The 23,462-nt window shown below is 63.2% G+C and carries 18 protein-coding genes; 5 read left to right on the plus strand and 13 right to left on the minus strand.

Features of this window, described 5'->3' with window-relative positions:
• Positions 1 to 7: 7 nt before the first annotated feature.
• Positions 8 to 2,557, minus strand: a complete 2,550-nt coding sequence (gene uvrA, locus E5K02_RS07670; RefSeq protein WP_135393656.1) for an excinuclease ABC subunit UvrA — start codon at positions 2,555 to 2,557, stop codon at positions 8 to 10.
• A gap of 161 nt (positions 2,558 to 2,718) precedes the next feature.
• Between uvrA and E5K02_RS07675 the strand changes: the two genes are divergently transcribed.
• The gene (locus E5K02_RS07675) at positions 2,719 to 3,516 is read left to right on the plus strand and encodes a hypothetical protein (protein ID WP_135393658.1); all 798 of its coding nucleotides are present in this window, start codon (positions 2,719 to 2,721) and stop codon (positions 3,514 to 3,516) included.
• A gap of 150 nt (positions 3,517 to 3,666) precedes the next feature.
• On the opposite strand, the gene E5K02_RS07680 is transcribed toward E5K02_RS07675, so the two are convergent.
• Genes E5K02_RS07680 through E5K02_RS07690 form a run of 3 tightly spaced genes read right to left on the minus strand, consistent with a single transcriptional unit; the run spans position 3,667 to position 5,490 of the window.
• Positions 3,667 to 4,380, minus strand: a complete 714-nt coding sequence (locus E5K02_RS07680) for a TIGR04283 family arsenosugar biosynthesis glycosyltransferase (protein ID WP_135393660.1) — start codon at positions 4,378 to 4,380, stop codon at positions 3,667 to 3,669.
• 2 nt (positions 4,381 to 4,382) lie between these two features.
• The gene (locus E5K02_RS07685; protein WP_135393662.1) at positions 4,383 to 4,877 is read right to left on the minus strand and encodes a hypothetical protein; all 495 of its coding nucleotides are present in this window, start codon (positions 4,875 to 4,877) and stop codon (positions 4,383 to 4,385) included.
• Entirely contained in the window at positions 4,864 to 5,490 is a 627-nt protein-coding gene (locus tag E5K02_RS07690; protein ID WP_135393664.1) for a class I SAM-dependent methyltransferase, read from the minus strand. The genes E5K02_RS07685 and E5K02_RS07690 overlap by 14 nt, the downstream gene beginning before the upstream one ends.
• Before the next feature lie 289 nt (positions 5,491 to 5,779).
• On the opposite strand from E5K02_RS07690, the gene E5K02_RS07695 reads away from it, so the two are divergent.
• Complete coding sequence (locus E5K02_RS07695) at positions 5,780 to 6,811, plus strand: hypothetical protein (RefSeq protein WP_135393666.1); 1,032 nt, start codon at positions 5,780 to 5,782, stop codon at positions 6,809 to 6,811.
• Here E5K02_RS07695 and msrB read toward each other — a convergent pair.
• Together msrB and E5K02_RS07705 are read right to left on the minus strand one after the other, a co-directional pair.
• Positions 6,800 to 7,270, minus strand: coding sequence for a peptide-methionine (R)-S-oxide reductase MsrB (gene msrB / locus E5K02_RS07700; protein WP_135393668.1), 471 nt, complete (start codon positions 7,268 to 7,270; stop codon positions 6,800 to 6,802). The genes E5K02_RS07695 and msrB overlap by 12 nt on opposite strands.
• Positions 7,271 to 7,296: 26 nt before the next feature.
• Complete coding sequence (locus E5K02_RS07705) at positions 7,297 to 7,629, minus strand: hypothetical protein (RefSeq protein WP_135393670.1); 333 nt, start codon at positions 7,627 to 7,629, stop codon at positions 7,297 to 7,299.
• Positions 7,630 to 7,786: 157 nt separating this feature from the next.
• Here E5K02_RS07705 and E5K02_RS07710 point away from each other — a divergent pair, with 157 nt between their 5' ends.
• The gene (locus E5K02_RS07710) at positions 7,787 to 9,490 is read left to right on the plus strand and encodes an acyl-CoA synthetase (protein ID WP_135393672.1); all 1,704 of its coding nucleotides are present in this window, start codon (positions 7,787 to 7,789) and stop codon (positions 9,488 to 9,490) included.
• Between the two features lie 92 nt (positions 9,491 to 9,582).
• Here the strand turns inward: E5K02_RS07710 and E5K02_RS07715 are convergent, their stop codons facing one another.
• The 5 genes from E5K02_RS07715 to E5K02_RS07730 form a co-directional block, all read right to left on the minus strand.
• Positions 9,583 to 10,797 carry an MFS transporter gene (locus E5K02_RS07715; RefSeq protein WP_135393674.1) on the minus strand — a complete coding sequence of 405 codons (1,215 nt, stop codon included), beginning with the start codon at positions 10,795 to 10,797 and terminating at the stop codon, positions 9,583 to 9,585.
• Positions 10,798 to 11,049: 252 nt separating this feature from the next.
• Entirely contained in the window at positions 11,050 to 13,605 is a 2,556-nt protein-coding gene (locus E5K02_RS07720; protein WP_135393676.1) for a DUF5916 domain-containing protein, read from the minus strand.
• A 482-nt stretch (positions 13,606 to 14,087) separates the two neighbouring features.
• Positions 14,088 to 14,222, minus strand: coding sequence for a hypothetical protein (locus tag E5K02_RS26030; protein ID WP_262709837.1), 135 nt, complete (start codon positions 14,220 to 14,222; stop codon positions 14,088 to 14,090).
• Between the two features lie 82 nt (positions 14,223 to 14,304).
• Complete coding sequence (locus E5K02_RS07725; protein WP_135393678.1) at positions 14,305 to 14,598, minus strand: hypothetical protein; 294 nt, start codon at positions 14,596 to 14,598, stop codon at positions 14,305 to 14,307.
• A gap of 78 nt (positions 14,599 to 14,676) precedes the next feature.
• Complete coding sequence (locus tag E5K02_RS07730) at positions 14,677 to 16,002, minus strand: leucine-rich repeat-containing protein kinase family protein (RefSeq protein ID WP_135393680.1); 1,326 nt, start codon at positions 16,000 to 16,002, stop codon at positions 14,677 to 14,679.
• Between the two features lie 236 nt (positions 16,003 to 16,238).
• Here E5K02_RS07730 and E5K02_RS07735 point away from each other — a divergent pair, with 236 nt between their 5' ends.
• Both E5K02_RS07735 and E5K02_RS07740 read left to right on the plus strand, forming a co-directional pair.
• Positions 16,239 to 18,467, plus strand: a complete 2,229-nt coding sequence (locus E5K02_RS07735; RefSeq protein ID WP_135393682.1) for a M3 family metallopeptidase — start codon at positions 16,239 to 16,241, stop codon at positions 18,465 to 18,467.
• Between the two features lie 262 nt (positions 18,468 to 18,729).
• Positions 18,730 to 22,116, plus strand: a complete 3,387-nt coding sequence (locus tag E5K02_RS07740) for an SNF2-related protein (RefSeq protein ID WP_135393684.1) — start codon at positions 18,730 to 18,732, stop codon at positions 22,114 to 22,116.
• 16 nt (positions 22,117 to 22,132) lie between these two features.
• Here the strand turns inward: E5K02_RS07740 and E5K02_RS07745 are convergent, their stop codons facing one another.
• On the minus strand, positions 22,133 to 22,519 hold the full coding sequence (locus tag E5K02_RS07745; protein ID WP_135393686.1) for a DUF3037 domain-containing protein: 387 nt from the start codon (positions 22,517 to 22,519) through the stop codon (positions 22,133 to 22,135).
• Positions 22,497 to 23,297 carry a HipA family kinase gene (locus tag E5K02_RS07750; RefSeq protein ID WP_135393688.1) on the minus strand — a complete coding sequence of 267 codons (801 nt, stop codon included), beginning with the start codon at positions 23,295 to 23,297 and terminating at the stop codon, positions 22,497 to 22,499. Before E5K02_RS07750 ends, E5K02_RS07745 begins: the two co-directional genes overlap by 23 nt.
• Between the last annotated feature and the right edge of the window lie 165 nt (positions 23,298 to 23,462).

Genomic DNA, 23,462 nt, shown 5'->3' on the forward strand with positions numbered 1-23,462 from the left:
GGAGCTTTTACCGTGCCCCGGCCAGAAAACGCCGCAAATACGGGGCCGTCCGGCTTTCCCCAACCTTGGCTACGGCCAAGGGCGGACCAGCAGCCACTACCTGCCCGCCTTCGTCGCCGGCCCCGGGCCCAATGTCCATCACCCAGTCGGAAGTGGCTACCACGCGCATGTCGTGCTCGACCACAATAACCGTATTGCCGGCTTCCACCAGGCTGTCGAGCTGGGTGAGCAGCTTTTCCACGTCGGAGGGGTGCAGGCCGGTGGTGGGCTCGTCGAGGATGTAGAGCGAGTTGCCGCGCTGGGCCCGCTGCAGCTCGGTAGCCAGCTTGATGCGCTGAGCCTCGCCCCCGCTGAGTTCGGTAGCGGGCTGCCCCAGGCGCAGGTAGCCCAGGCCCACTTCGCGCAGCACCGTGAGGGCCCGGTACACGGTAGGCTCTTCCTCGAAAAAGGTCCAGGCTTCGTCTACCGTCAGCCCCAGCACCTGGGCAATGTTCTTCTCCCGGTAGGTTATTTCGAGGGTTTTGGCGTTGTAGCGGGCTCCGTGGCACACGGGGCAGGGCGCGTACACGCTGGGCAAAAACAGCAGCTCCACCATCACGAATCCTTCGCCCTGGCAATTCTCGCAGCGGCCTTTGGCCACATTAAAGGAGAACCGGCCCGCGTCGTAGCGCCGCTTCTTGGCCGCGGGCGTAGCCGCAAACAGCTTGCGGACGTGGTCGAACAGGCCGGTGTAGGTAGCCATATTCGAGCGGGGCGTACGGCCAATGGGCTTCTGATCGACGCGCACCAGACGCTTGATCTGCTCCATGCCACTTCCAATCCGGCCGCCGGTCTGAACCGGAGCAGTCTGCTCCAGCGGATCAGTTTCTTCTTCCTCGGCTTCCACCTGCTGGCCCAGGGCCTGGGCGACCAGCTCTACCAGCACCTGACTCACCAGGCTAGACTTACCCGAGCCCGACACGCCCGTGACGGTGGTAAACACGCCCAGCGGAAACTCCACGGCGAGGTTACGCAGGTTGTTGCGCGTGACGCCCTGCAGCTTGAGCCAGCCGCTGGGCTTACGCGGGGTGCGGGCTTGGGCAGCGGCTTCGTTGAATAAAAACCGCTTGGTCTGAGACATTTCCACGTTTGCCAAACCAGCCGGGGCACCGCTATATAATATCTCCCCGCCCTGCTCCCCGGCGGCCGGCCCCACGTCTACGAGCCAGTCGGCCTGCCGCACCACGTCCAGGTTGTGCTCCACCACAAACAGGGAGTTACCGGCTTTTTTCAGGGTGTGCAGGGCATTGAGCAGGGCTTCGGTGTCGGAAGGATGCAGGCCCGCCGAGGGCTCGTCGAGCACGTAGACCACCCCAAACAGATTGGAATACAGCTGGGTAGCCAAACGCAGACGCTGCAACTCGCCCGGCGACAAGGTAGGCGTGCTTCGCTCCAGGGCCAGGTAGCCCAGGCCCAAGTCGAGCAGCACGGCCAGGCGGGCGCAGAGGTCTTCGGCAATGCGCTGGGCTACAATGGTTTGTTCGGGATGGGCCGCGTCGTGTTTTTTACGCCCCGCAGCGGTGCCATCGGCGTAGGGCCGGAGCAAGGCCGCTACCCGCTTGAGCGGCAGGCGGGCCATATCGGCAATGTCGAGGCCGGCAAATTTTACGGCCAACGACTCGGGCCGCAGGCGCTTGCCTTGGCAGGTGGGGCATTCGGTGCTGAGCATGTACTGCAAAGCCCGCTTTTTCATCAAGGGGCTTTGGGTCGTGGCAAAGGTGTGCAGCACGTGGCGCTTTACCCCTGTGAAGGTGCCCATGTAATTCGGCGGCTCCTTGCGCCTGAGGGCCCGCTGGGTTTCAGCCGGGGAGTAGCCGGGGTACACCGGCACCACGGGCTGCTCGTCGGTAAAGAGAATCCAGTCCCGGTCCTTCTGGGGCAACTCTTGCCAGGGCGTGTCCACGTCATAGCCCAGGGTTACGAGGATGTCGCGCTGGTTCTGCCCGCCCCAGGCCTGGGGCCAGGCGGCAATGGCCCGCTCCCGGATGGTGAGCGTGGGGTCGGGCACCATAGTTTGCTCCGTGACTTCGTAGATGCGGCCCAGGCCGTGGCACTGCGGGCAGGCGCCCTCGGGCGTGTTGGGCGAAAATCCTTCGGCATACACGATGCCCTGCCCCGCGGGGTAGTCGCCGGCCCGGGAATAGAGCATGCGCAGCAGGTTCGACAGCGTGGTAACCGAGCCCACCGACGAGCGGGTGGTGGGCGTGCCGCGCTGCTGCTGCAGGGCCACGGCCGGGGGCAGCCCGTCGATACTGTCCACTTCGGGCACGGCCATCTGGTGAAACAGCCGCCGCGCGTAGGGCGACACCGACTCGAGGTAGCGGCGCTGGGCCTCGGCGTAGAGCGTACCGAAAGCCAGGCTCGACTTGCCCGAGCCCGATACGCCGGTAAAGACCACCAGCGCGTCGCGGGGAATATCGACGTTGACGTTCTTGAGGTTGTGCTCCTTAGCGCCGCGCACGCGCACGAAACCGGTGAAGTCAGGGGTAGAATTCGATGCAGAAGTAGGTGTTGCCATGAGCCGTGGGGCTGGTCCAGGAAGTGTTGGTAGCTATACTACGCAAACTACATGCGGGTTAACCACCGTGGCGGCCGGGCTATTCCTGTTTTGCTTTCCAATAAGCTGAGCACCTATTCTACAGCAAGGCGTATCTTACTGCAGCTCAATTGCTACCTGCTATGCGCCTCCTCTACCTTGGCTCGCTGTTAACTACTGCTTTACTTGTCACTCCTACAGCTTGCACTGCCGATGGGCAGGCTTCCACGACGACCAGCCCCCAGGAGCCCGCTGCTTCAGCAGCTGTTGTGGCGCCCGCGGCAGCAAGTACGGCAACCGCTGCACCCCAACCGTCGCTACCGCCAACGAACATAATTCGCGACAATCCGGAGCTGCAGGCCTTTGTTGAACGGGCTATAAACTACGCCCGCAGGCATCAGTTGCAAGAGCTGCTGGCCCTAGCCGACGACAGTATTGCTATTTCCTACGGAGGCGGTAGTTATGGCAAGCCGGCCTTCGCTGACTACCTCAACGATGCCTCAACGAATGGCTATATCCGCATCAGCAAGGCCTTAGAAATGGGTGGAACCCTTGATGAACCCACCCCGGAGCCGGGCCTGACCTATCCCAGATATTGCTTCCCCTATTGTCAATCCGGCCTACTCTGGAAAAAAGCACTCCCGGGAGTAGAAGTTGACCCGTACGAAACCTGGATTGGGCTAACTCCGCAGGTACGGCTGTATGCAAAGCCAGACAAGCGCAGTCGGGTGCTGGCAACGTTAGCCTACCCAATACTGCTTTTCAATCAGGATCGGTCCGATGCTTCCGTACGAAAAGGCTGGCTTACCCTACAAACATTGGATGGTAAGGTGCGCGGCAGCGTGGCGGAATCAGACGTGTATCGTGCCGCCGACATGACCCTGCTTATTGAGCAAAAGCGGGGAGGCTATAAAATCACGTCGGTAGCGCCCTTCGACTAAACTTGGCATTTTATTTACACCAGCGCCCCAGGTGACGTTGTCCGAATCTAGCATTCCAGCAGGCTTGTCTTTTACTATACCTCCCTCGACAGGCACTGAGAAAACAGATGAGAAATACCTTGCCCCGTTTGCCACCCGGCCGAAGCTAACCTACCGACGCTTACTGTGGAGCAGCCGCTTATACACCCGCACCAGCCGCGTCTGGCGCAGGCCACCCAGGTAGAGCATCAGCACGGCCAGGTGGGTCAGCTCGGTGCGCACTACGCCGTGGTGGAGGTATTTGCGGGCCGAGGTAACCACGCGCTGGGGCATGAGCACGAAGCGGTGGTGGCGCCGCTTAATGCGGGTTACCATTTCCACGTCTTCCATCAGCAGCAGCTGCTCGTTGAAGCAGCCCAACTGCTGAAACAAGGTTTTTTGGATATAGAGGCTCTGGTCGCCAAACTGGAAGTTGCGGGCATTGAAGCGCGAGGCCCAGCTGCTCAGGTCCAGAATCCAGTGACGGGTATCGAACTGCAGGCGGAAGCAGCCGCTGCGGTAGCCCCGGGCGTAATAGCGGCAGATAAGCCGGCCAAACGCGGGCGGCGGCAGCGTATCGGCGTGCAGGAAATAAAGGATTTCGCCGGTGGCGTGGGCTGCTCCCAGGTTGAGCTGGTGGGGTCGGCCGGGCCGCTCGGCCTGCACCACCCGGGCCCGCAGCTGCCGGCCCAGGCGCACGGTGTCATCCTGGCTGCCCCCGTCGCAGAGCAGGACTTCGTAGCTGACGCCCTCCCCTACCTGCTCGGCTATATACCTAAGCAGCTGCGTGATTCCTTCGGCTTCGTTCAGGGTCGGGATGATGATGGAAAGAGTTGGCTGGCTCATGCTTACTTAAACCATACGTCGGAGAGTAGGACAATGGCGGCAAACAGCCCATAGGCAAATTTGTAGCCCAACGACGCCTTGGGGCGGGGCCCCGCCAGAGCCGTAACGGCTGGCTGCCAGAGGTAGCGCACGGCCATAAACGCCAGCCAGGCCCCGGTGTAAAAGGCCACGTCCAGCCAGTCGAAGCGGCCGTCGGTGATGTGCAGGTATTGCAGCACTTCGATGCCCAGCGCCAGCAGCAGGGGCAGCACGCTCAGCCACCGCCGGGTGTGCAGGGCGCTGAAACTCAGAAACGAGTAGAGCCAGAGCGCCCCGGGCAGGTTATACACAATCCACCGGCAATACGTCAGGCGCAGCACCGGCGGCTTGTTGGCCAGGAAGTGAAAAAGGAGTTTGTTGACAATCGTGCTGCGGGAGCGAAACAGCACGTAGATGATCAGGCTCACCACCAAGGGCAGCAGGCTGTGCAGCAGCAGGACGCGTTTAGTTTCTTTCATCGGCAAGAGCAGGTTTCGTAATCCGGACAATGCGCCAGTAGCCGCCAGCCACCACGCTCAGGCCCGGCTGCATATCGGGGGTGAGCAGCTGCTGCAGCGGGAAAAAGCTTTGGAAGCCCAGGATGCGGCCCACCGGCGTCAGCAGCTTGTCGAGCTGCCGCAGGGGCCCGCGTTCGGCAGTGAAGTGGTTGAGAATGTAGAGGCTGCCGCCCGGGGGCAACCCCGCGTAATAGGTGCTGAGCACTTGCCGGGGCTGGTCGATAACCGACAAGGAATTGCAGAATACGACCTGCCCGAAGCGGGCCGCTGCGGAACTGAAATCTTCGGCGGCGGCATGTTCCAGGGCGATGCGCACCGCGGGGTGCTGGGCGGCCTTTTTGCGGGCCAGCTGCAGCATAGGCAAGGAACAGTCGATGCCCGTGACCTGCTTGCGGCCCGCGTAAAAGGGAATGGTGATGCCCGTCCCGACGCCAATTTCGAGCACCTGCTCGCCCGGCTGAGCGTTTACCGTCTCAATCAGGCGGCGCACCAGGGGGCGGTAAAACCACTGCAGGGCCAGGTCGTAGATAAAGGAGAAAAAGTAGTAGCGCAGGTTGTTCAGGCGGGTACTCATACCAGCGGCGGGAAGGACAAGGAGAAGGGGCGAAAACCAGCCGGCCAGGCCGCGCAAAAACTGCCGCAGCCCAGGCCTGACACAGCAAGATATGATAACGCCGTTGGATTGCAAGGCTGCCGCGGCCCGGACCCGACCGACCCAAAACTTATTTTGTTTAAAAGCAAAGCTACTGGGCGAGCTACCATGGCAGGATCCGAACGGAATCAGTAGCTTGCTGCTACGCTCTGAGCCCAACTAGCTCGGCAGCAAGTCTAAGCAAGGCCTATTCAGCCGCCCAACATCTGCCATGAAACCCTGCTCCTCGCCCCCGCTCAGTCGTGTACCGGCCCGGCCCAACCGGGGTCTTTCAGCCTTGGCCTACAACGTGCGCGGGCTGGTCAGCATCGTCCGCGGCGACATTATTCACAACACCCTCGGGGCCTACCACGTGCTGCGGCTCTGGCACGTGCAGAAAATTCCCAGCGGCCTGTTTCCCAAAACCCACCCCTGGGCGACGGGCCTCAACCCGGCTACCGAGGCGCCCGTTTGGACTGAAAACGTGGCATTCCGCAGCCCGCCCCGGGCCGGCAGCGGCTACGAGCCCGACGAGGTGATGCTGCAAAAAGTAGGCAGCTTCCTGGCCGATATGGTCCGGAAGTCGACGCCGGTGCCCGAGCTGCCCCACGGCCCGGAGCGGCGCATGCCCCACGTGGTAAACTACCTGCACGGCTCGGTGCACTACAACGGGCTGTGGCTGCTGTTCAACGACTTTGCCGAAGCCAAAGCATACTTCTCCGACCCGGCCTTTCGGCGCGAGTTCCGGCGGCTGGTGCGGGAGCAGCGGCGCGAAGTGACCCTGGTTTTTCGGGAGCGGAAATACGACCCGGTGGAGTACGCCTACTTTTCGGGCTTTATCATGGCCAGCTTCCCGTGGTTTGCCAATGTAAACGGGCCCGGCAAAAAGGTAATGTGGGGCAATCCGGCCCCCTACCCGGCCATGAACATCATCACCGGCAACTGGGTGCGCGACGTGGATGCCCTGCGCAAGGGCCGGCCCAGCTTTATCAAGGAACCGGCCCGCCTCGACACCTACTTTGCCGGGACCTACGGACGGGCCGCCGCCGAGCCGTTTTTCGTGGAGCGCCTGGTAGCCTTCGTGGAAAACGAGTGGGTGCGCCGCCGCGGCTTCAACGCGGGCCTGTTCTTTATCAACCGCAAAAAGATTGACCCCCGAATCTACGAGAAGTACGTGGCCGACAAACAGGTGCTGGCCGCCCGCCAGACCGTAGTGCCCAGCCCATTTGAGCCCAAGGACGCGGGTTCTGACTCAGATGCTTGAGTTGCCACTTTCCTCGAAAGCCACCCGCACCAGGCTCTCCGAGTTGATACAGTAGCGCAGGCCGCTGGGGGCGGGGCCGTCGGGGAAGACGTGGCCCAGGTGGCCGCCGCACACGTTGCAGAGCGCTTCGACGCGCTGCATGTGGTGGCTGTCGTCGAAGCAGTAGCGGATGGCACTGCGGGCAGCGGGCTGGGTGAAGCTGGGCCAGCCCGAAATGGCGTGGTACTTCGTGGCCGCGTCGAACAGGACGCTGCCGCAGCCGGCACACTGGTAGCGGCCCGGCTCGTAGGAGCGGCAGTAGGCATTGCGGTAGGGCGACTCGGTAGCTTTGTGGCGCAGCACCCGAAACTGCGCAGCAGTGAGCAGCGCGGCCCATTCGGCTTCGGTTTTCTGCACGCGCCGCGGGGGCTCGGGGTTGCTGTACTTGGCGAAAGTCAGCACATCAGTCCAGCGTAGCATAGGTGTAAATAACCGCGGCAGCCCGCCTAAGGGTTCATCAGCAGAAACAGCAGGTTGTGGTACACGATGCCCACCTCGCCGTCGTGGCTGCCGTAGAGGCCGGCATCTTCCAGCAGCTCTTCTACTTCCTGGTAATCCTGCACGAAGTCCAGCTCCACGTCGTCGGTTTCATCATCGACGAAGGTGTAGGTGACGTAGCGGCGGCGCTTTTCCAGAGTTACGAACAGGCGGCGACGCGGGGTCTGGGCAATGAGCAGGGCATCGTGGGGTTCGGTGTCGCCGTCGGGCGTCTGGGTGTAGACGGTGGTTTTCTCCGCGTCGGCGGCATGGTGAAAGAACGTGGTGGGGTCGAGGCTCATGGGCGAATATACGCGCCTTCTCCGGCTCGGATTTTTCCGCCGGCCGTTTCCCCAGGCCGCCGCCGGCCGTTGCGGCAGGCGCGTTGCATTTGGTAGCGGCCCGCGGCTTGTTATTTTACCGCTACCGTTACTGTTTCTTGGCCCCGCCGCCCACCCGATGAAAGACTACTTCCAGCAGTTCCAGCGCCTGGCCGAAACCGGCCGCTACCACGAGCTAACCCGCCTGCCGGTTCCCAAACCCGAGTTTTTTAACTGGACCGCCGCTATCTTCGAAGGACTGCACATGGCCCAGCACCCAGACAAGGAAGCTTTGGTCCTAGTCGGCGACGAAGGGCCGGAGCAGCGCTTCACCTACGGCCAGCTCAGCCGGCACGCCAATGGGCTGCTGAATTTTTGGCGCGAAGCGCAGGTGCAGGCCGGGCAGGCGGTCTTGCTGATGGTGCCCGTGGTGCCCGAGCTGTGGTATACTTACCTGGCCGGCATCAAGGGCGGGCAAGTGCTGATTCCGACGGCCACCATCATGGCCGTGCCCGACTTGGCCTACCGCTTCGGCCGCCTGCTGCCCACCGTGGTTATTGCCGATGCGGAAAACGCCGGGAAGATTGACCAGGCCGAGCAGCTCCACGGCCAGAAAATCCGGCTCAAAATGCTGGTTGGGGCCGATACTCGGGCGGGCTGGGTGAATTTTCCGGCCTCAGATGCAGCCGTAGCAACGGCGGAGCCAGCCCCGACCCGCAGCGACGACCCGCTATTTCTGTTCTTTACCTCGGGCACTACGGGCCTGCCCAAAATCGTGACCCACACCCACTTTTCCTACCCCGTGGGCCACCTCAGCACCGCCGCCTGGATTGGGCTGCGGGCCTCGGATATGCACTGCAACATCTCCCAGGCCGGCTGGGCCAAGTTTGCCTGGAGCAGCTTTTTCGCCCCCTTGAGTGTGGGCGCTACCCTGCTGGTGTACCAGCAAACCGGCAAGTTTAGGGCGGCTCCGCTGCTGCGCACCTTAGCCCAGCAGGGCGTTACCACGTTCTGCGCCCCGCCCACGGTGCTGCGCCTGCTTGTTCTGGAGGATTTGACGCAGTATCAGTTCTGTTTCCGGGAGTGCGTCAGTGCCGGGGAGCCGCTGAATCCGGAGGTAATCGAGGCCTGGCGGCGCGGCACCGGCCAGCTGATTCGGGACGGCTACGGGCAGACCGAAAGCACGGCCATGGTGGTAAACCTGCCCGGCAGCGCGGTGCAGCCGGGCTCTATGGGCCAGCCATCGTTCCTGTACGACGTGGTTATTGCCGACGATAAAGGCCAGCTACTGCCCGACAATACCGAGGGCCATATTGCGGTGCGCATGGATACGGGCCGGCCCAACGGCATTTTCAAGGAGTACTTCGGGGAGCCGGAGCGCGGGGCCAGCGTGTTTCGCCACGGCCTCTACTACACCGGCGACAAAGCCTACCGCTCGCCCGACGGCTACCTGTGGTTCGTGGGCCGCGACGATGATGTCATTAAATCCTCGGACTACCGCGTGGGCCCCTTCGAAGTGGAAAGCGCCCTGGTGGAACACCCGGCCGTGGTGGAGGCGGCCGTGGTCGGCTCGCCCCACCCCATCAAGGGGCACGAAATCAAAGCCTACCTCATGCTGCACCCCGACTCGGCGGCTAGTGAAGGCCTGGCCACCGAGCTATTTGCCTTCTGCCGCACCCACTTGGCACCGTATAAAATGCCCCGCATCCTGGAGTTTGTCACGGAGCTGCCCAAAACTATCAGCGGCAAAATCCGGCGGGTGGAGCTGCGCACCCAGGAAGCCCAGCGCCGGCAAAGTGGCGTAGTCGGGGCGCAGGAATATTTTTACACGAAGCCCCAGTAGCTCCGGTAGCGCGAATGACACAATTTGCGTTACCGACAAGTGTCGCCTTTATCCCGATAAAGAACTACCGCACGCTGCCGACAGTATTTTGTTTAGCTCCACGGCTCCCTTGCTGCCAAAGCTTCTAAGGTCGCACGGCGGCGCGTAGCCCAGAGCCCCAGCGCCGGGCCCGGGGTCAGCAGCAGAAACAGGTAGCGCGCCTCCACAACCTGTTGCAGCGCCCCAAATACCTGTAAGCTCACCACCGTCAGCGCAAAGCCCAGGCAGGTAACCAAGGTGAGGGCCGTACCCTTGCTGGCCGCCGGCGCCTGCTGGGCTACCAGGGCCGAAAACTGCGGCGAGTCGGCTACCACGGCCAGGCCCCAGACGAGCAGGCTGCCCGCAAACAGCGGCAGCGGCAACTGCAGCAGCCAGGGGCTCAGCAGACAACACGTGCCCGATACCGCCAACGCCCAGCGCGCCGGCCGCCAGGAGCCCCAGCGCCGGGCCAGATAGCCGCTGCCCACGCAGGCCAAGGCCCCGCTGGCAATAGTACCAAAGGCCAGCCCGGCCGGCAGCACGGGCAGCGCGGGGTGCAGTTGCCGGTACGTAGTCAGCAGCAGTGGCACGAAAGCCCAGAAGGTGTACAGCTCCCACATGTGGCCGAAGTAGCCCAACGCCGCGGCCCGAAACGGCGGGTGCCGCCAGATACTGCGTACTACTCCGAGCTGCAGCCGGCTGCCGGGCCGCCGAAACGGGCCGTCGGGCACCAGCAGCCAGAGCAGCAGGCCGCCCCCGGCCGCCAACCCCGAAGTAGCCACCACCACCGCTTGCCAGGCCAGCCCGGTACCGAGCCAGCGCAGCCCGTGGGGCAAGGCCGTGCCCAGCACCAGGGCCCCAACCAGAAACCCCAGCGCTTTGCCCAGGCCCCCAGCGTAGTAATCGGCCGCTATTTTCATGCCCACGGGGTAGATGCCGGCCAAACACAGACCTGTACCAAACCGCAGCCCCAGCACTGTAGCGGCCGATAAGCCGGGCAACAGCAGGCCTAAATTGGTCAGGCTGCCGGCCAGGGCGCTGAGCAGAAACAGGCGGGCCGGCGGCACCCGGTCGGCCAGCGTAAGCAGGGCGAAGAGCAGGGTGCCCACGATGAAGCCCAGCTGCACGGCCGACACCACTCCGCCCAGGCTAGCTCCCCGCAGGCCCGGACTCAGCAGCAGTTCGGGCAGCACGCTGTTGCCGGCAAACCAGAGCGAGGTGCCGGCAAATTGGGCAAATACAATAACGGGCAGAATCCAGGGGCGGGGCGGGCAGGTAGCGGGTTCCAAGAAGCGGGTAGGAAGGGCGGTACAAGCAGGGCTTGTACCAGGGCGGGTGGGAAGCCCAAAGGTACGGAACTCGGCTACGCAGGGAAGCCAGGCAGGCTCCCCGCGGCGGCCCCACTTTGGGTTGGCTGTCGTCTTTTCTCCAGCGCCGGCAGCGCGAAGAACCTTGCCACCCCTCCTGCCAGGGCTGGTACCCACGAACAAAAGCCCTTGACCATCAGCTCGAAAACGCTCTACTCCTCCTTTCGGGCAGCCCTACGCCCGGCGCTTCCGGAAGGCCAGGTAATCCAAGTAGTACAGCACCTTCACCGACACCGAGTTATTGTGGGGCGTATTAATGGTATTGGTCAGGTTGCGGAAGTACAGGGGCGTAAACTCATTGGCCTGCAAATCGGGGCTGTTGGCGTTTTTCCAGACAAGGCTGATCTGGGAGCCGGGCGCAAACCACCAGGAGTACACCGCGTCCACGTTGAAGGCGTTGTAGGTATTGTCGCGGGGACGCTGGTAGTCGGCCGGGGTTTCGTGGCCGCCGGGCTGCAGGGTCGTGAAGTCGGCGTAGCGCACGGTACTGGTGTAGTGGCGGGTGCGCAGCGTGAACGACATGCGGTTGGTAAAGGTGTAGGCCACCGACAGCACGTTGGACACGGTGCTCACGTCGCGGCGGCCCAGCAGCACCTGCCCCAGGAAAGGCTGGTCGAGGGGCTCGTTATCACGGAGGCCGCCGTTCACGTAGCCGATCTGGTGGTTGCTCTGGCTCCAGTCGAGGCTGTAGCGGAAGGTGAGGTGGTTGTTGACACGGTAGCGCGGATAGGCCCCGAAGCTGTAGCGGGTGCGGCGCGGGCGGTTGAGTCGCTCGTCCTGGGCGTAGTGCTGAATGCCGGCGTTGAGGCCGTAGGAAAACTGCTTGCGGGTATCGGAGTTAAGAAAGGCCACAAAGTCGGTGTAGGCCGGCACTTGCACGAAGTACTCTCCCAGGGGGCTGGTCCGGGGCTCGAAAAAGTCGTGGGTTTTGGCGTTGTAGGTTAAGTCGTAGCCGATTTGCAGAAAGCTCTTGGTGAAGGTCGTGTTGAAGCCATTGTAGAAATACAGGCTCTGGTAGCGCGTGGGCTTGTACAGCAAGGCATGCCCCACCTGCCCGAAAAAGGCCATGTTGTTCACCTTCCAGAACGGCTGGTATTTGCGGTAGGCCACGCCCAGGCGCTGGGTCACGTTGTTGTTGCCGAAGAGAATCCCCAGGTCGTTGGGGTTGTAGCTATCCGACTCGATGCCGTGGTTGACGTCCCAGGTGAAGTTGCCGCTGATTTTGCCCACGCCCACGGTATACTTGTAGCCATCCTGGTCACTGACTTCCTGCTCTTTGCCAAACACCTGCCCGCGGCGGCGCGAATACACCAAGCTGCCGTCGAGGGCGTACTCGTTCTTTTTGTCGTTGAAGCGGAACAGCCCGCCCGTCACGTTGGCATCGTAGGTGCTCCCGGCCCGGGTCACGTTGGTGTTGATGAGCGAGACGTAGGAGTTGTTTTTCAGCGACTGATCGAGCACCGCAATGTTGTAGTTGCTCAGGGGCTGGGTCGTTACTTCCCGCTCCTCCCCCGTTTCGGTGTTAAGGATGGTGGCCCGCATTTCCTTCGACACGGCATTGAACAACCCGATACCCAGCCCGTTTTTGGTGCGCCCCGAAACCTTAGTAGCGTTTAGCAGCTGGCTTTCCGAGGGGTTGCGCACAATCTTCTCGTCCGCTCCTGCTTTCAGGCCATAAAAGCCGATGGGCGTAGCGCCCACGCGGCGGGAATAAAACAGGTTGCCTTTGCTGAACAGCTCGGTGCCTTCGGTGAAAAACTGGCGGTTTTCGGCAAACTGCACCTCGAAGGGCGACAGGTTCAGCACTTGGTTGTCGCTCTGCACCTGCCCAAAGTCGGGCACCAGGGTGGCGTCCAGGGTGAAGCTTTCGTTGATGCCCCACTTCACGTCGGCCCCGCCGTTGAAGCTGGTCGTGGTGCGGCGCGTGCCTTCGGCGTTGAGCGGGTTGTGGTTCACGTAGCCCGACACGTAAGGCGTCAGGGACAGGCGCAGGGGCGGCTGCACGTCGCGGATGCCGCGCAGGTCGCCCCACTGGTTCACAAAACCGTTGACGGCGGGCTTCACCTCGTTCCAGAAAAACTGGGCGTTGTCCCACTTGCGCTGCCGGGCAAAGTTGAGGCCCCAGAGCTGCTCGGGCGCCCGGCTGAAGCGAATGGCCGAGTACGGAATCCGCAGTTCGGCCACCCAGTCGGTACCCCGGATGCTGGTACGGGCATCCCAGACGGCGTTCCAGTTGAAATCTTCCCCGCCCGCCGGCGAATAGCGCGCATCGTACTGCACCCCGGCGGGCGTCACCCCGAAGTTGTAGCCGTTGAGCTGGTCGTGGTAGGTATCCAGAAAAATGCAGAACAAGTCGGAGTTGCCAAACTGGTCCCGGGCCGTCATTTCGCGCAGAATAGAGTCGGGCGACGAGTCGTGCATCACGGCCCCGATGTAGAGGTTATTATCGTCGTAGAGCACGCGCACCTCGGTCTTGTGGCGCTCCGGCACCCCGGGGTTGGGCCGCTGCTGGATAAAGTCGGAAGCTACCGGGGCCTGCTGCCAGGCGGCCTCATCAAGCAGGCCGTCGAGCTTGATGGCCTCGGTGATGCGCACGGCCTGGAGCTGCTTTTTGGGCGCGACGGTGGCGGCACTCGCCGGAGCTGGGGCCGCGGTTTGGGCCAGGGCCGGGCCGGTGAGAAGCACAAAGCAGCCGAGCAGCAGGCCGTGGAGCGTAGCGGTAAAAGTCATGGCAAGAGCGTTTTGGTAGAGAACAGGCGCGAACAGCAAGGGCAAAGCGGAGCCCGGCAGCCGAAAAACGGCGCGTTGGCAATAGAGAGAAGTCCTAAAATTTAATCCCGGACCGAAGGCCGGGCGAGCCGCGAAAAAGCCGGGGCTGAATGGGTAAGCGTAGACACCGCCCTACTGGCGGAAGGTTACAGCCGCCGGAAAAATATTTTGCGGCGGCCTTTTCCCTTCATTCCCGCTCCCGGCCACGTGGGCAGTTCGCTTCTGGCTGGTAAGTGGACGTTCACAACTTCCGACCTCTGACCCAGAATGTGTGAAACCAGCCTTTCTTCCCAACTTCTAGGGAGCCAACCCGCCTGGTAAAATGAGCAGCTGGCGGCACTCTTAGCTCCAAAAAAAAGTCGTGCGGCCCGCCAAGGCCGCACGACTTCCTATTCCACGGCACGGGCCGGGAGGCAGGCCGAAACCAGCCTTAACCGGACGGCTTACTTGCCGTCCAGCATATTGTAAATAATCCAGGCAACGGAGAGGATGGCCATGGCGTACCAGCCCCATTTGCTGTAGTTATCGTCGGGGGAACCGTCCCGCTGGGGACGCATTTTCAAGCCGGGAATCTTCATACAATCAGCCGCTGGGTTTGCTGTGCGGGCATATTCTATACGCAAACCAGTCCGCCGATTGTTCCCACGGTCGGGCCCGGCGCTAGGCGGTTACTTCCTCGGCCATCAGCTCGGCCAGGTCCAGCTCTTCCACGTCGGGCACGGCGGCAAAGCGGCTCTCGTGGAAATTGGCTTCCGGAAAGCCCGGCGCCACGCCCGCGTTGTTGATTTCTTCCAGCGTGATGCCAAACCCACGGTGAGTGTCAAACAAGCGGCGCACGGTATAGATAGGCCCGCGCTTGGGCGTCTGAATTGCCGGATTCTGGGCCAGCAGCAGGGTAAAGTCGTCGTTGGTGCAGACCACCGCTTGGCCTACGTGAAACAAGGGAGCATTCATAGGCACAAAGATAAGGCAAGTTGGCCGCTGAAAATCAAGGCCCGGGGCCGTCTTCTTTTCAGCCCCACTTCGCCCCGCCTACTCATCAGCCAGCTCCCGCCCGATTTCCGCAAACAGCGGCCGGGCCGCTGCCTGCGGGCTTACGCAGCGCCGCAGCAGCAGCAGCAGCTTCTGCCAGCCCGGGGCACCCGGCTCCGGAGCCTCGCAGTGGGCCAGCAGCTCTTCGAGTAGGCAGCCAAAGGCCCGCACTTCTAAGGCCTGCAGGGCCCGGGCCCGGGCCGGGTCGGTGGGGTCGAAGAAGCTGGCGGCGCCAAAGTCGCTGAGCCGGCAGGCCCCGGTGGAGTCGGTCAGGATGTTGTGGGCGTACAAATCACCGTGCAGAATGCCCCGCTGGTGCAAGTGCGCCGCGGCCGAGGCTATGCCCCGGGCAATGCGTACAGCCACTTCCGCGCCGAACCGGGTGCCGGCCGCATACACGTCGCGGGTGCAGGTAGCAAAGCTGGGCGGCCCCGCCAGAATCTGCAGTCCGGGCGGAATCAGTTCCAGCACCAAGCCTTCGGCCCCAGCAGGATGCCCGCTGATTTTGCCTTCCACCGTCGTCAGGTTGGGGTGGGCGCCGGCGCTGATGCAGGCCACCATTTCGCTGTGGGGCAGTCCGTCGCTGGTTATGGCTCCTTTAAACACCTTCACGGCTACGTCGCGCGCGGGTTCCGGCCCCGCCGGCTGCCAGCGGGCCTGCGAAATCACGCCCGATGCGCCTTCTCCCAACGGCCGGCTAACCGTCAGCTCGGCCCAGGCAATGCGGCGAATGGGGTGCTGGGCTTCGGCGGCCGCTTCGGCCGCGGCACAGAAAGGGTTGCCCGCGTACGCCAGCCAGGTCAGGCGGGGAAGTTCGAGCAGCCAGGCCGGCAGCTCCTGAAAGCGGTTGGCCGCCAGGCGCAGCAGCTCCAGGTTGGTGCAGGCCCGCATGGTTTCGGGCAGGGCCTGAAGCTGGTTGCCGGCCAGCATCAGCTTCTGCAGCTGGGCGCACCGCCCGATTTCGGCCGGCAGTTCGCGCAGGTGGTTGTCGGTCAGAATCAGCCAGCGCAGGTTTTTGGGCAGGGCCGCGCCGGGCAGGGAGTGAATCTGGTTGGCCTTGAAGCCGACCATGCGCAGCTGCTCGCACTGGCCCAGCACGGCGGGCACTTCGGTAAACTGGTTGTCGGAGCAAAACAGGATGCGCAGCTTGCCAAGGCGGGGCAGGTCGGCGGGCAGCTCCCGCAGCTGATTGCCCGTCAGATTCAGAATCTCCAGCGTGTCGGCCAAGTCGAAGATTTCCCGGGGAAATTCGGTGAGGCCGCAGGAAAGGTCGAGGCGGGTAGTACCAACCAAAGCGCCGCTGCGCAGCTGTTCGAGGGTGTGCATGGGGGCAAAGGTCGGGAAGGGCGGCCGGACTGACATGATTGCCGGGCCAAGAACCTGACAGCAGCGGCCCAAACCGCGCGGTTTGCGGGCCGGAACGATACTTGATAAATGCTCCGGGCCTTCGGCCGGACCGCCCCGGGCCCGGCCCTTGCCAGCCTGGCGGCAGGCTACGCAACCCAAGCCGCGTTTCCATGTTATCTTCCGACTTCCTTTCACCCCGCCACCGGCCCCAGCCTATGTCCAAAATATCCGCTTCCAGTAAATTATTGCTGGCCAATACCTTTCTCACTCTAAGTCTGGCTGCTTTCGTGTTTCCTACTTCCAGCTTGGCCCAAACCCCGGCTTCGGCTTCGGCGGCCCTGGCCAACCCCCTACTTATGGCCTGGGAAGGCCCCTACGGCGGCGTGCCGCCCTTCGACAAGGTGCAGGCCGCCCAGTTCAAGCCGGCCATCGAAGCCGGCATGGCCCAGAACCTGGCCGAAATTCAGGCTATTGCCACCAGCAAAGAGGCCCCCACTTTCGACAACACCATTGCCGCTCTGGAGCGGGCCGGCCAGCGCCTCGACGAGGTGCAGACCATCTACGGCATCTGGTCGGGCTCGTTGAGCACGCCCGACATCCAGGCCATTCAGCGCGAAATGGCCCCGCGCATGGCTGCTTTCGGCGACCAGATCAACCAGAACGAAGCCCTGTTCAAGCGCATCGAGGCCGTCTACAACTCGCCCGACAAGAAGAAGCTCACCCCCGAGCAGCAGCGCCTGACCTGGATTTACTACAACAACTTCGTGCGCTCGGGTGCCAAGCTCGACGCCAAGGCCAAGGCCCGCCTGTCGGCCATCAACCAGCAGCTGGCCGGCCTCTTTACCCGCTTTAGCCAGAACGTGCTGGCCGACGAAACCGACTCGGTGCTGGTGCTCAAAACGCCCGCCGACCTGGGCGGCCTCTCCGCTTCCCTGCAGGCTGATGCCGCCGCGGCTGCCACCAGCCGCAAGATTTCGGGCGCGGCCGGGGTCATCACCAACACCCGCTCCAGCATCGAGCCCTTCCTGACCTATTCCGACCAGCGCAAGCTGCGCGAGAAGGCCTGGCGCATGTTCTACAACCGCGGCGACAACGGCGGGGCCCACGACAACAACGCCATTATCAGCGAGATTCTGCAGCTGCGGGCCGAGCGGGCCAAGCTGCTGGGCTACGCCACCCACGCCCACTGGCGCCTCGACAACACCATGGCCAAAACGCCCGAAGCGGCCATGCAACTCATGGAGCAGGTCTGGACCCCGGCCGTGGCCCGCGCCAAAGAGGAAGTAGCCGACATGCAGGCCCTGGCTAAGAAGGAAGGAGCCGGCGCCGACTTCAAAATCGAGCCCTGGGACTACCGCTACTACGCCGAGAAGGTGCGCAAGCAGCGCTACGACCTCGACCAGAACGAGGTGAAGCAATACCTGCAATTGGATAAGATGCGGGAAGGCATGTTCTGGGTGGCCGGCGAGCTGTTCAACTTCTCGTTCTCGCCCGTGACCAACGTGCCCGTGTATCACCCCGACGTGAAAGTGTGGGAAGTGAAGGACAAAACCAGCGGCAAGCACATCGGCTTGTGGTACTTCGACCCGTATGCGCGGCCCGGCAAACGCTCGGGGGCCTGGATGAATGCCTACCGCAACCAGCAGCGCCTCGACGGCAACGTGACGACCATCGTGTCGAACAACTCCAACTTTGTGAAAGGCAAGGACGGGGAGCCCACGCTTATTTCCTGGACCGACGCCACCACCCTGTTCCACGAGTTCGGCCACGCCCTGCACGGCCTCTCGTCGAACGTGACCTACCCCACCCTCTCGGGTACCAGCGTGGTGCGCGACTACGTGGAGTTCCCCTCCCAGCTGCTCGAAAACTGGCTGCCCACGCCCCAGGTGCTCAACCGCTTTGCCCTGCACTACCAGACCGGCAAGCCGATTCCCCAGGCCCTCGTCGACCGGATTGAGAAGGCCTCGACCTTCAACCAGGGCTTCGAAACCACCGAATTCCTGGCCAGCGCCCTGATTGACATGAAGCTCCACCTGGCCGGCAGCCAGAAGATTGACGCCGACAAGTTTGAGCGCGAAACCCTGACCCAGCTGGGTATGCCCCGCGAAATCGTGATGCGCCACCGCACCCCGCAGTTCTCGCACGTCTTCTCCTCGGATGGCTACTCGGCCGGCTACTACAGCTACCTGTGGTCGGTGGTGCTGGCCTCGGATGCCTACTCGGCCTTTACCGAAGCCGGCGGCCCCTACGACAAAGCCGTAGGCAAGCGCCTGACCGATAACGTCTTCTCGGTAGGCAATACCATCGACCCGGCGGAGGGCTACCGTAAGTTCCGGGGCCGCGACCCAAAAATCGACGCCTTGATGCAGGAGCGCGGCTTTCCGCTGAAAACGGCCAAGGCCACTTCGGCCCCGGCGAAAAAGGCGCCAGTGAAGAAAAGCTAGGAACCGGCTCCGCTGGAGCTACCAGAAGAAACACCCGCGTTGGAATGGAGTTGCTCGCAGAAGCGGCCCCGCCCCACCGCGGGTGTTTTTGCGTGCTAGCCCTTGGCCGTAAAACCCGGCGCCGGCCAGCTGACAACTCGATTCGGAGCCGACCTTTTTGGCCGACAGCCTGCGCAAACAGCCCAGCGGCCGTATCTTCACGGCCGGCCGACCGCCCAGAGCCAGGCGCCGCTTTTTCACTTCTATTGCCTGTTTTGCCTGTATGCCTAGCCATCCGGAACTGCCGCTGCCCGCTGAGGATACGCCGCATCAGTATCTGTTTGCGGGGGCCAGCATCACGACTCTTACCAGCCCCGAGGTCGAGCGGGCCGGGCCCAGCCTGCCCCCGACCGACTACCGCACCCTGGCCGCCATTGAGCCCCAAACGCTGACGCTGAACTCGGGCACTTTCACCAGCACCGCGCCTACGCTCAGCGGCCTGCCGTTCCCCGCGGTAGTCGTCGAGCAGCAGCCCCGGGGCGTGTGGCTGGCCTGCGGGTGTGCGGCCCCCACGCCTACGAGCCTGTGCGAGCACCAAACCCTGGTGCTGCTCAGCATTTTGCAGCGCCGGGAACTGCGCCTGTTCTTCGATGCCCGCTTGCGCTATGAGCTGCTGCGCACCACCGCCCGCGACTATGGCCTGGAGCACGTAGCCGATCTGGATGCCCACTTTGAGCTGACCTACCGCCCGCCTACGGTGCTGGTAACCCCGCGCCAAGCCGGACTCTACCCCGTGACGGACGCGGCCAAGCAGGCACTGGTGAGCGAGTTGCTGGCCGGGAAAGCCGAACGGGCGGCGCCGCCGGCCAACACCCAACGTCTGGTCGTTTTTGGCAAGCACAAGTACTACGGGCAGCTGACGGTGCAGCTGGTCGAGGCCGAGGTGACGGCGGCAGGCAAGGTAAAAAACCCTATTACGGTGCTCAATCCGCTCGACAATCTGGGCACGAGCGACAATCTGGCCGAGCTGCAGTTTTACTCCGGCCTGGCCCGCTTCCAGCGCAACTACGACGAAGCCCGGTCGGCGGCGGCGGCCCGGGCCCTGCGAGCCATTGTGGAGAATCCCATAGGCCTGCCGGTTTTTGCGCATCAGCAGGCGGTATCGGAAAAACTTACGGGCCCGGCCCTGAAGCCCCTGAAGCTGCGCTGTGCCCCGGTCGACCTGCGCCTGGACGTCGGTCAGAAGGGAGAATTCTACGAGCTGAACGGCCGCCTGCTGCTCGACGACCAGCCCGTGGAACTGCAAACGGTGGTCATTCGCTACGAGTATTTTGTGGTGGTACGCGAGGCGCTGTATTTGATTGAGGACCTGGCCGTATGGCGGGTTATCGAGTTTTTCAAGAAGCGCAACAACACCCTGCTGATTCACCAGAGCAAGTTTGCCGAGTTTCAGCACGACGTGCTCAGCAACCTGGAAGACAAGCTCCACATCAGCTACTCCTACGTGCGCCCCGCCACCCGCCAGCAGCTGCGCGGCAGCGGCTTCGACCAGCCGCCCGAAAAGCTGCTCTACCTCACCGACAACGGCCTGGATGTGGAGCTGTTGCCCGTGATGCGCTACGGTACCCGGGAAGTGTCGGTGTTGTCGCGGCGCCAGGTGCTGGGCCTCGACGAGTTGGGCAACTCCTTCCAGCTGGCCCGCGACACCCAGGCCGAGGGCCAGTTTCTGACGGCCCTGGTGCGCCACTACCCCGGTTTTCAAGAGCAGCTGCAGGGCCTGGGTTTGTACCTGCCCAAAAAGCTGTTTTTGCAGGAAGAATGGCTGCTGGCCGCTTTTGAAGACTGGCACAAGGAAAATATCAGCATTCTGGGCTTCAACCAGCTGAAGGGCAATCTGCTGAACCCGCACCGGGCGCGCATTTCGGTGCGCGTCACGGGGGAAACCAACTGGTTCGACACCCGGCTCAACGTGCGCTTTGGCACTCAGAAAGCCTCGCTGCGGCAGGTGCAGCAGGCCCTGCGCAACCAGAGCCACTACGTGCGCCTCGACGACGGCACCCGCGGCATTCTGCCCCGGGAATGGATTGATAAATTTGCCGCCTACTTTGCCGCCGGCGCCGTGGTAGACGACCAGATCCGCACGCCCAGCGTCAATTTCCGCCTGATTCAGGAGCTCTACGACCCCGCGGCGCTGGACGAGGCGGCCCGCAGCCGGCTGGCGACCTACCAGGCCGCCGTGGCCGACTTCACCGGCATTGCGCCCGTACTCCCGCCCCCGGACCTGCGGGCCACCCTGCGCCAGTACCAGCGCCAGGGCCTGAACTGGCTTAACTTCCTCGACACGTTCAACTTCGGGGGCTGCCTGGCCGACGATATGGGCCTGGGCAAAACCCTGCAGGTACTGACTTTTCTGCTCGCCCAGCGCCACGCGGGCCGGGGCGCCAGCCTGGTGGTAGTGCCAACTTCCCTGGTCTTCAACTGGCAGGCCGAAGCCCAGAAGTTCGTGCCCACGCTGCGGGTGCAAGTGCTGCAGGGGGCACTGCGCCAAGCGGATGCCGCCCGCTTCGACGCCTGCGACATCGTGCTGACGACCTACTCGACCCTGGTGGCCGATATCCGGCAGTTGCGCGAGTACCGCTTCAACTACGTGGTGCTGGACGAGGCCCAGGCCATCAAGAATCCGGAGTCGCAGCGCTACAAGGCAGCCCGGCTGCTGCAGGCCCGCAACCGCCTGGTCCTCACGGGCACGCCCCTGGAAAACAACACCCTGGACATCTACGGGCTGTTGTCGTTTGCCTGCCCGGGCCTACTGGGCTCCTTCAAGCATTTCAAGGACCTGTATGCCGGCCCCATCGACAAGTTCAAGGATGGGAAGCGGGCCAAGGAATTGCAGCAGAAAATCAGCCCGTTTGTGCTGCGCCGCACCAAAGGCCAGGTGGCCCGGGAGCTGCCCGCCAAAACCGAAATGGTGCTGTATTGCGAAATGGGCCCCGAGCAGCGCCGCATCTACGAGGCCTGCAAAAAAGAGTACCACGACCTGCTGCTGGGCGTGCACGAAGACTCGCCCCGCAAGGAAGGCTTCTACTTGTTGCAGGGCCTCACCAAGCTGCGGCAGATCTGCAACTCCCCCGCCCTGCTGCCCGACGAGGCCGACTACGGCCGCGCCTCGGCCAAGCTGGAGGCCCTGCTGGAAGAAATCCGCACCCGGGCGCCCCAGCACAAAATCCTGGTTTTCTCGCAGTTTGTGGGCATGCTCAACCTGATTCGGCAGGAGCTGCAGGCCCAGCAGATTCCCTTCACTTACCTCACCGGCCAAACCAAGGACCGCGCTGCCACGGTGGCCCGCTTCCAGACCGACGACTCGGTGCGGGTGTTCCTCATCAGCCTGAAAGCCGGCGGCACGGGCCTCAACCTCACCGAAGCCGACTACGTCTACCTCGTGGACCCGTGGTGGAACCCGGCCGTGGAAAACCAGGCCATTGACCGCAGCCACCGCCTGGGGCAGGACAAGAAAGTGGTAGCCGTGCGCCTGATCTGCCCCGATACAATCGAGGAAAAAATCATGCTGCGCCAGCAGGCCAAGCGCGAGCTGGCCCAGGAGCTGATTCACACCGACGCCGACCTGCTCAAAAGCCTGACCCGCGACGAGCTGCTGGATTTGTTTAGCTAAACCTAACCCACTTGTCTTAGCCCACTAGCTGCGCATACAGCCGCTCCAGCGTGGCAGCGGCGTCTTCGCAGAGGCCGGGGTGGGTGGCCGACGTCTGCACCACGGTGCTGCGGGTGGCCGTCAGCCAGCGGAACCGCTCGGCCAACGACAGCCGGCCAATAACCCCGCCCTCGGGCTTGCCCCGGCAGATTTTTTCGAAGGCCTTTAGGCGCTGCTGTAGCTCGTCCATCTCCAGATCGGGGCCAGCAAAGGCCTGCAGCCGGTCTTCGGGCAGGTGGCAGCGGGTGTGCAGAAAGCCCTGGGCGCGGCAGTACAGAATCACGCCGACGTTCAGAAACTCTTCGCGCTCCACGCGAGGCACCACGCGCAGCACGGCGTACTCAAACAAGTGCTTTTCGGGCATCTTCGGCTTCTTGAACAAAGGTTTCGGATGCGGCCAGGCGGTTGGCCAAGAACCCCACGTAGTTGGCGCGCTGCTCGGCGGCCGTGGCGTCGCCGGCGGCGGCTTCTTCCAGCCAAGCATCGGGCACCAGGGCCAGAATGCCCGTCAGCACTTCAGCGGTCAGCTTGGCGCGGTATTCGGCATCCACGGCGGCTAGCTCACTGGCCTGGGGCAGCAGCACGTGGTCTTTCACCTGCGGAAACGGCCGGGGCCGGGGCGTGGCCCAGCCGGGGCCGGCGTGGTGCACGTACAGGGCCGCGCCGTGGTCGATGAGCCAGAGCTGCTTGTGCCACATCAGCAGGTTGGTATTGCGGGCCGTGCGGTCTACGTTCAGCGTCAGGGCATCGAGCCACACGATTTGGGAAGCCAGCCGGGGCTCGATGGTCGTGACCAGGGCGTCGAAGGTAATGGCTCGGCTGAGGTAGTGCAGGCCCAGGTTCTGGCCGGTGCTGGCCCGCAGCAGATCCTGAATTTCTTCGTCGGGCTCGGAGCGGCCAAAGGATTCGTCGAGCTGGCAGAACACCAGCTCGGGCACGCGCAGGCCCAGAAAGCGGGCCAGCTCGCCCACGACCAGCTCGGCAATCAGGGCCTTAATGCCCTGGCCCGCCCCCCGGAACTTGACCACGTACATAAACTCGTCGTTGGCCTCCACCAGCGCCGGCAGGGAGCCGCCTTCGCGCAGGGGCGTGACGTAGCGCGTTACCTCAACGGTTCGGAGCGCAGCAATAGGTTCGGGCATAAGGGGCAGTTGGGTCGGGCAAAGAAAATGGAAATGTGGCAGTTTACGGGCATTCCGGGCAAACGGCCGCTTGGCTGGGCGGTGCCCGCACTTCCTGCGGATGAATCTGAAGCCGGAAAAATACCCAGATGTGGGTATTGTGCACCCCTTAGCAGCGGCGGACCT

This window comes from Hymenobacter metallicola (genome assembly GCF_004745645.1).
GTDB classification, from domain to species: Bacteria; Bacteroidota; Bacteroidia; order Cytophagales; family Hymenobacteraceae; genus Hymenobacter; species Hymenobacter metallicola.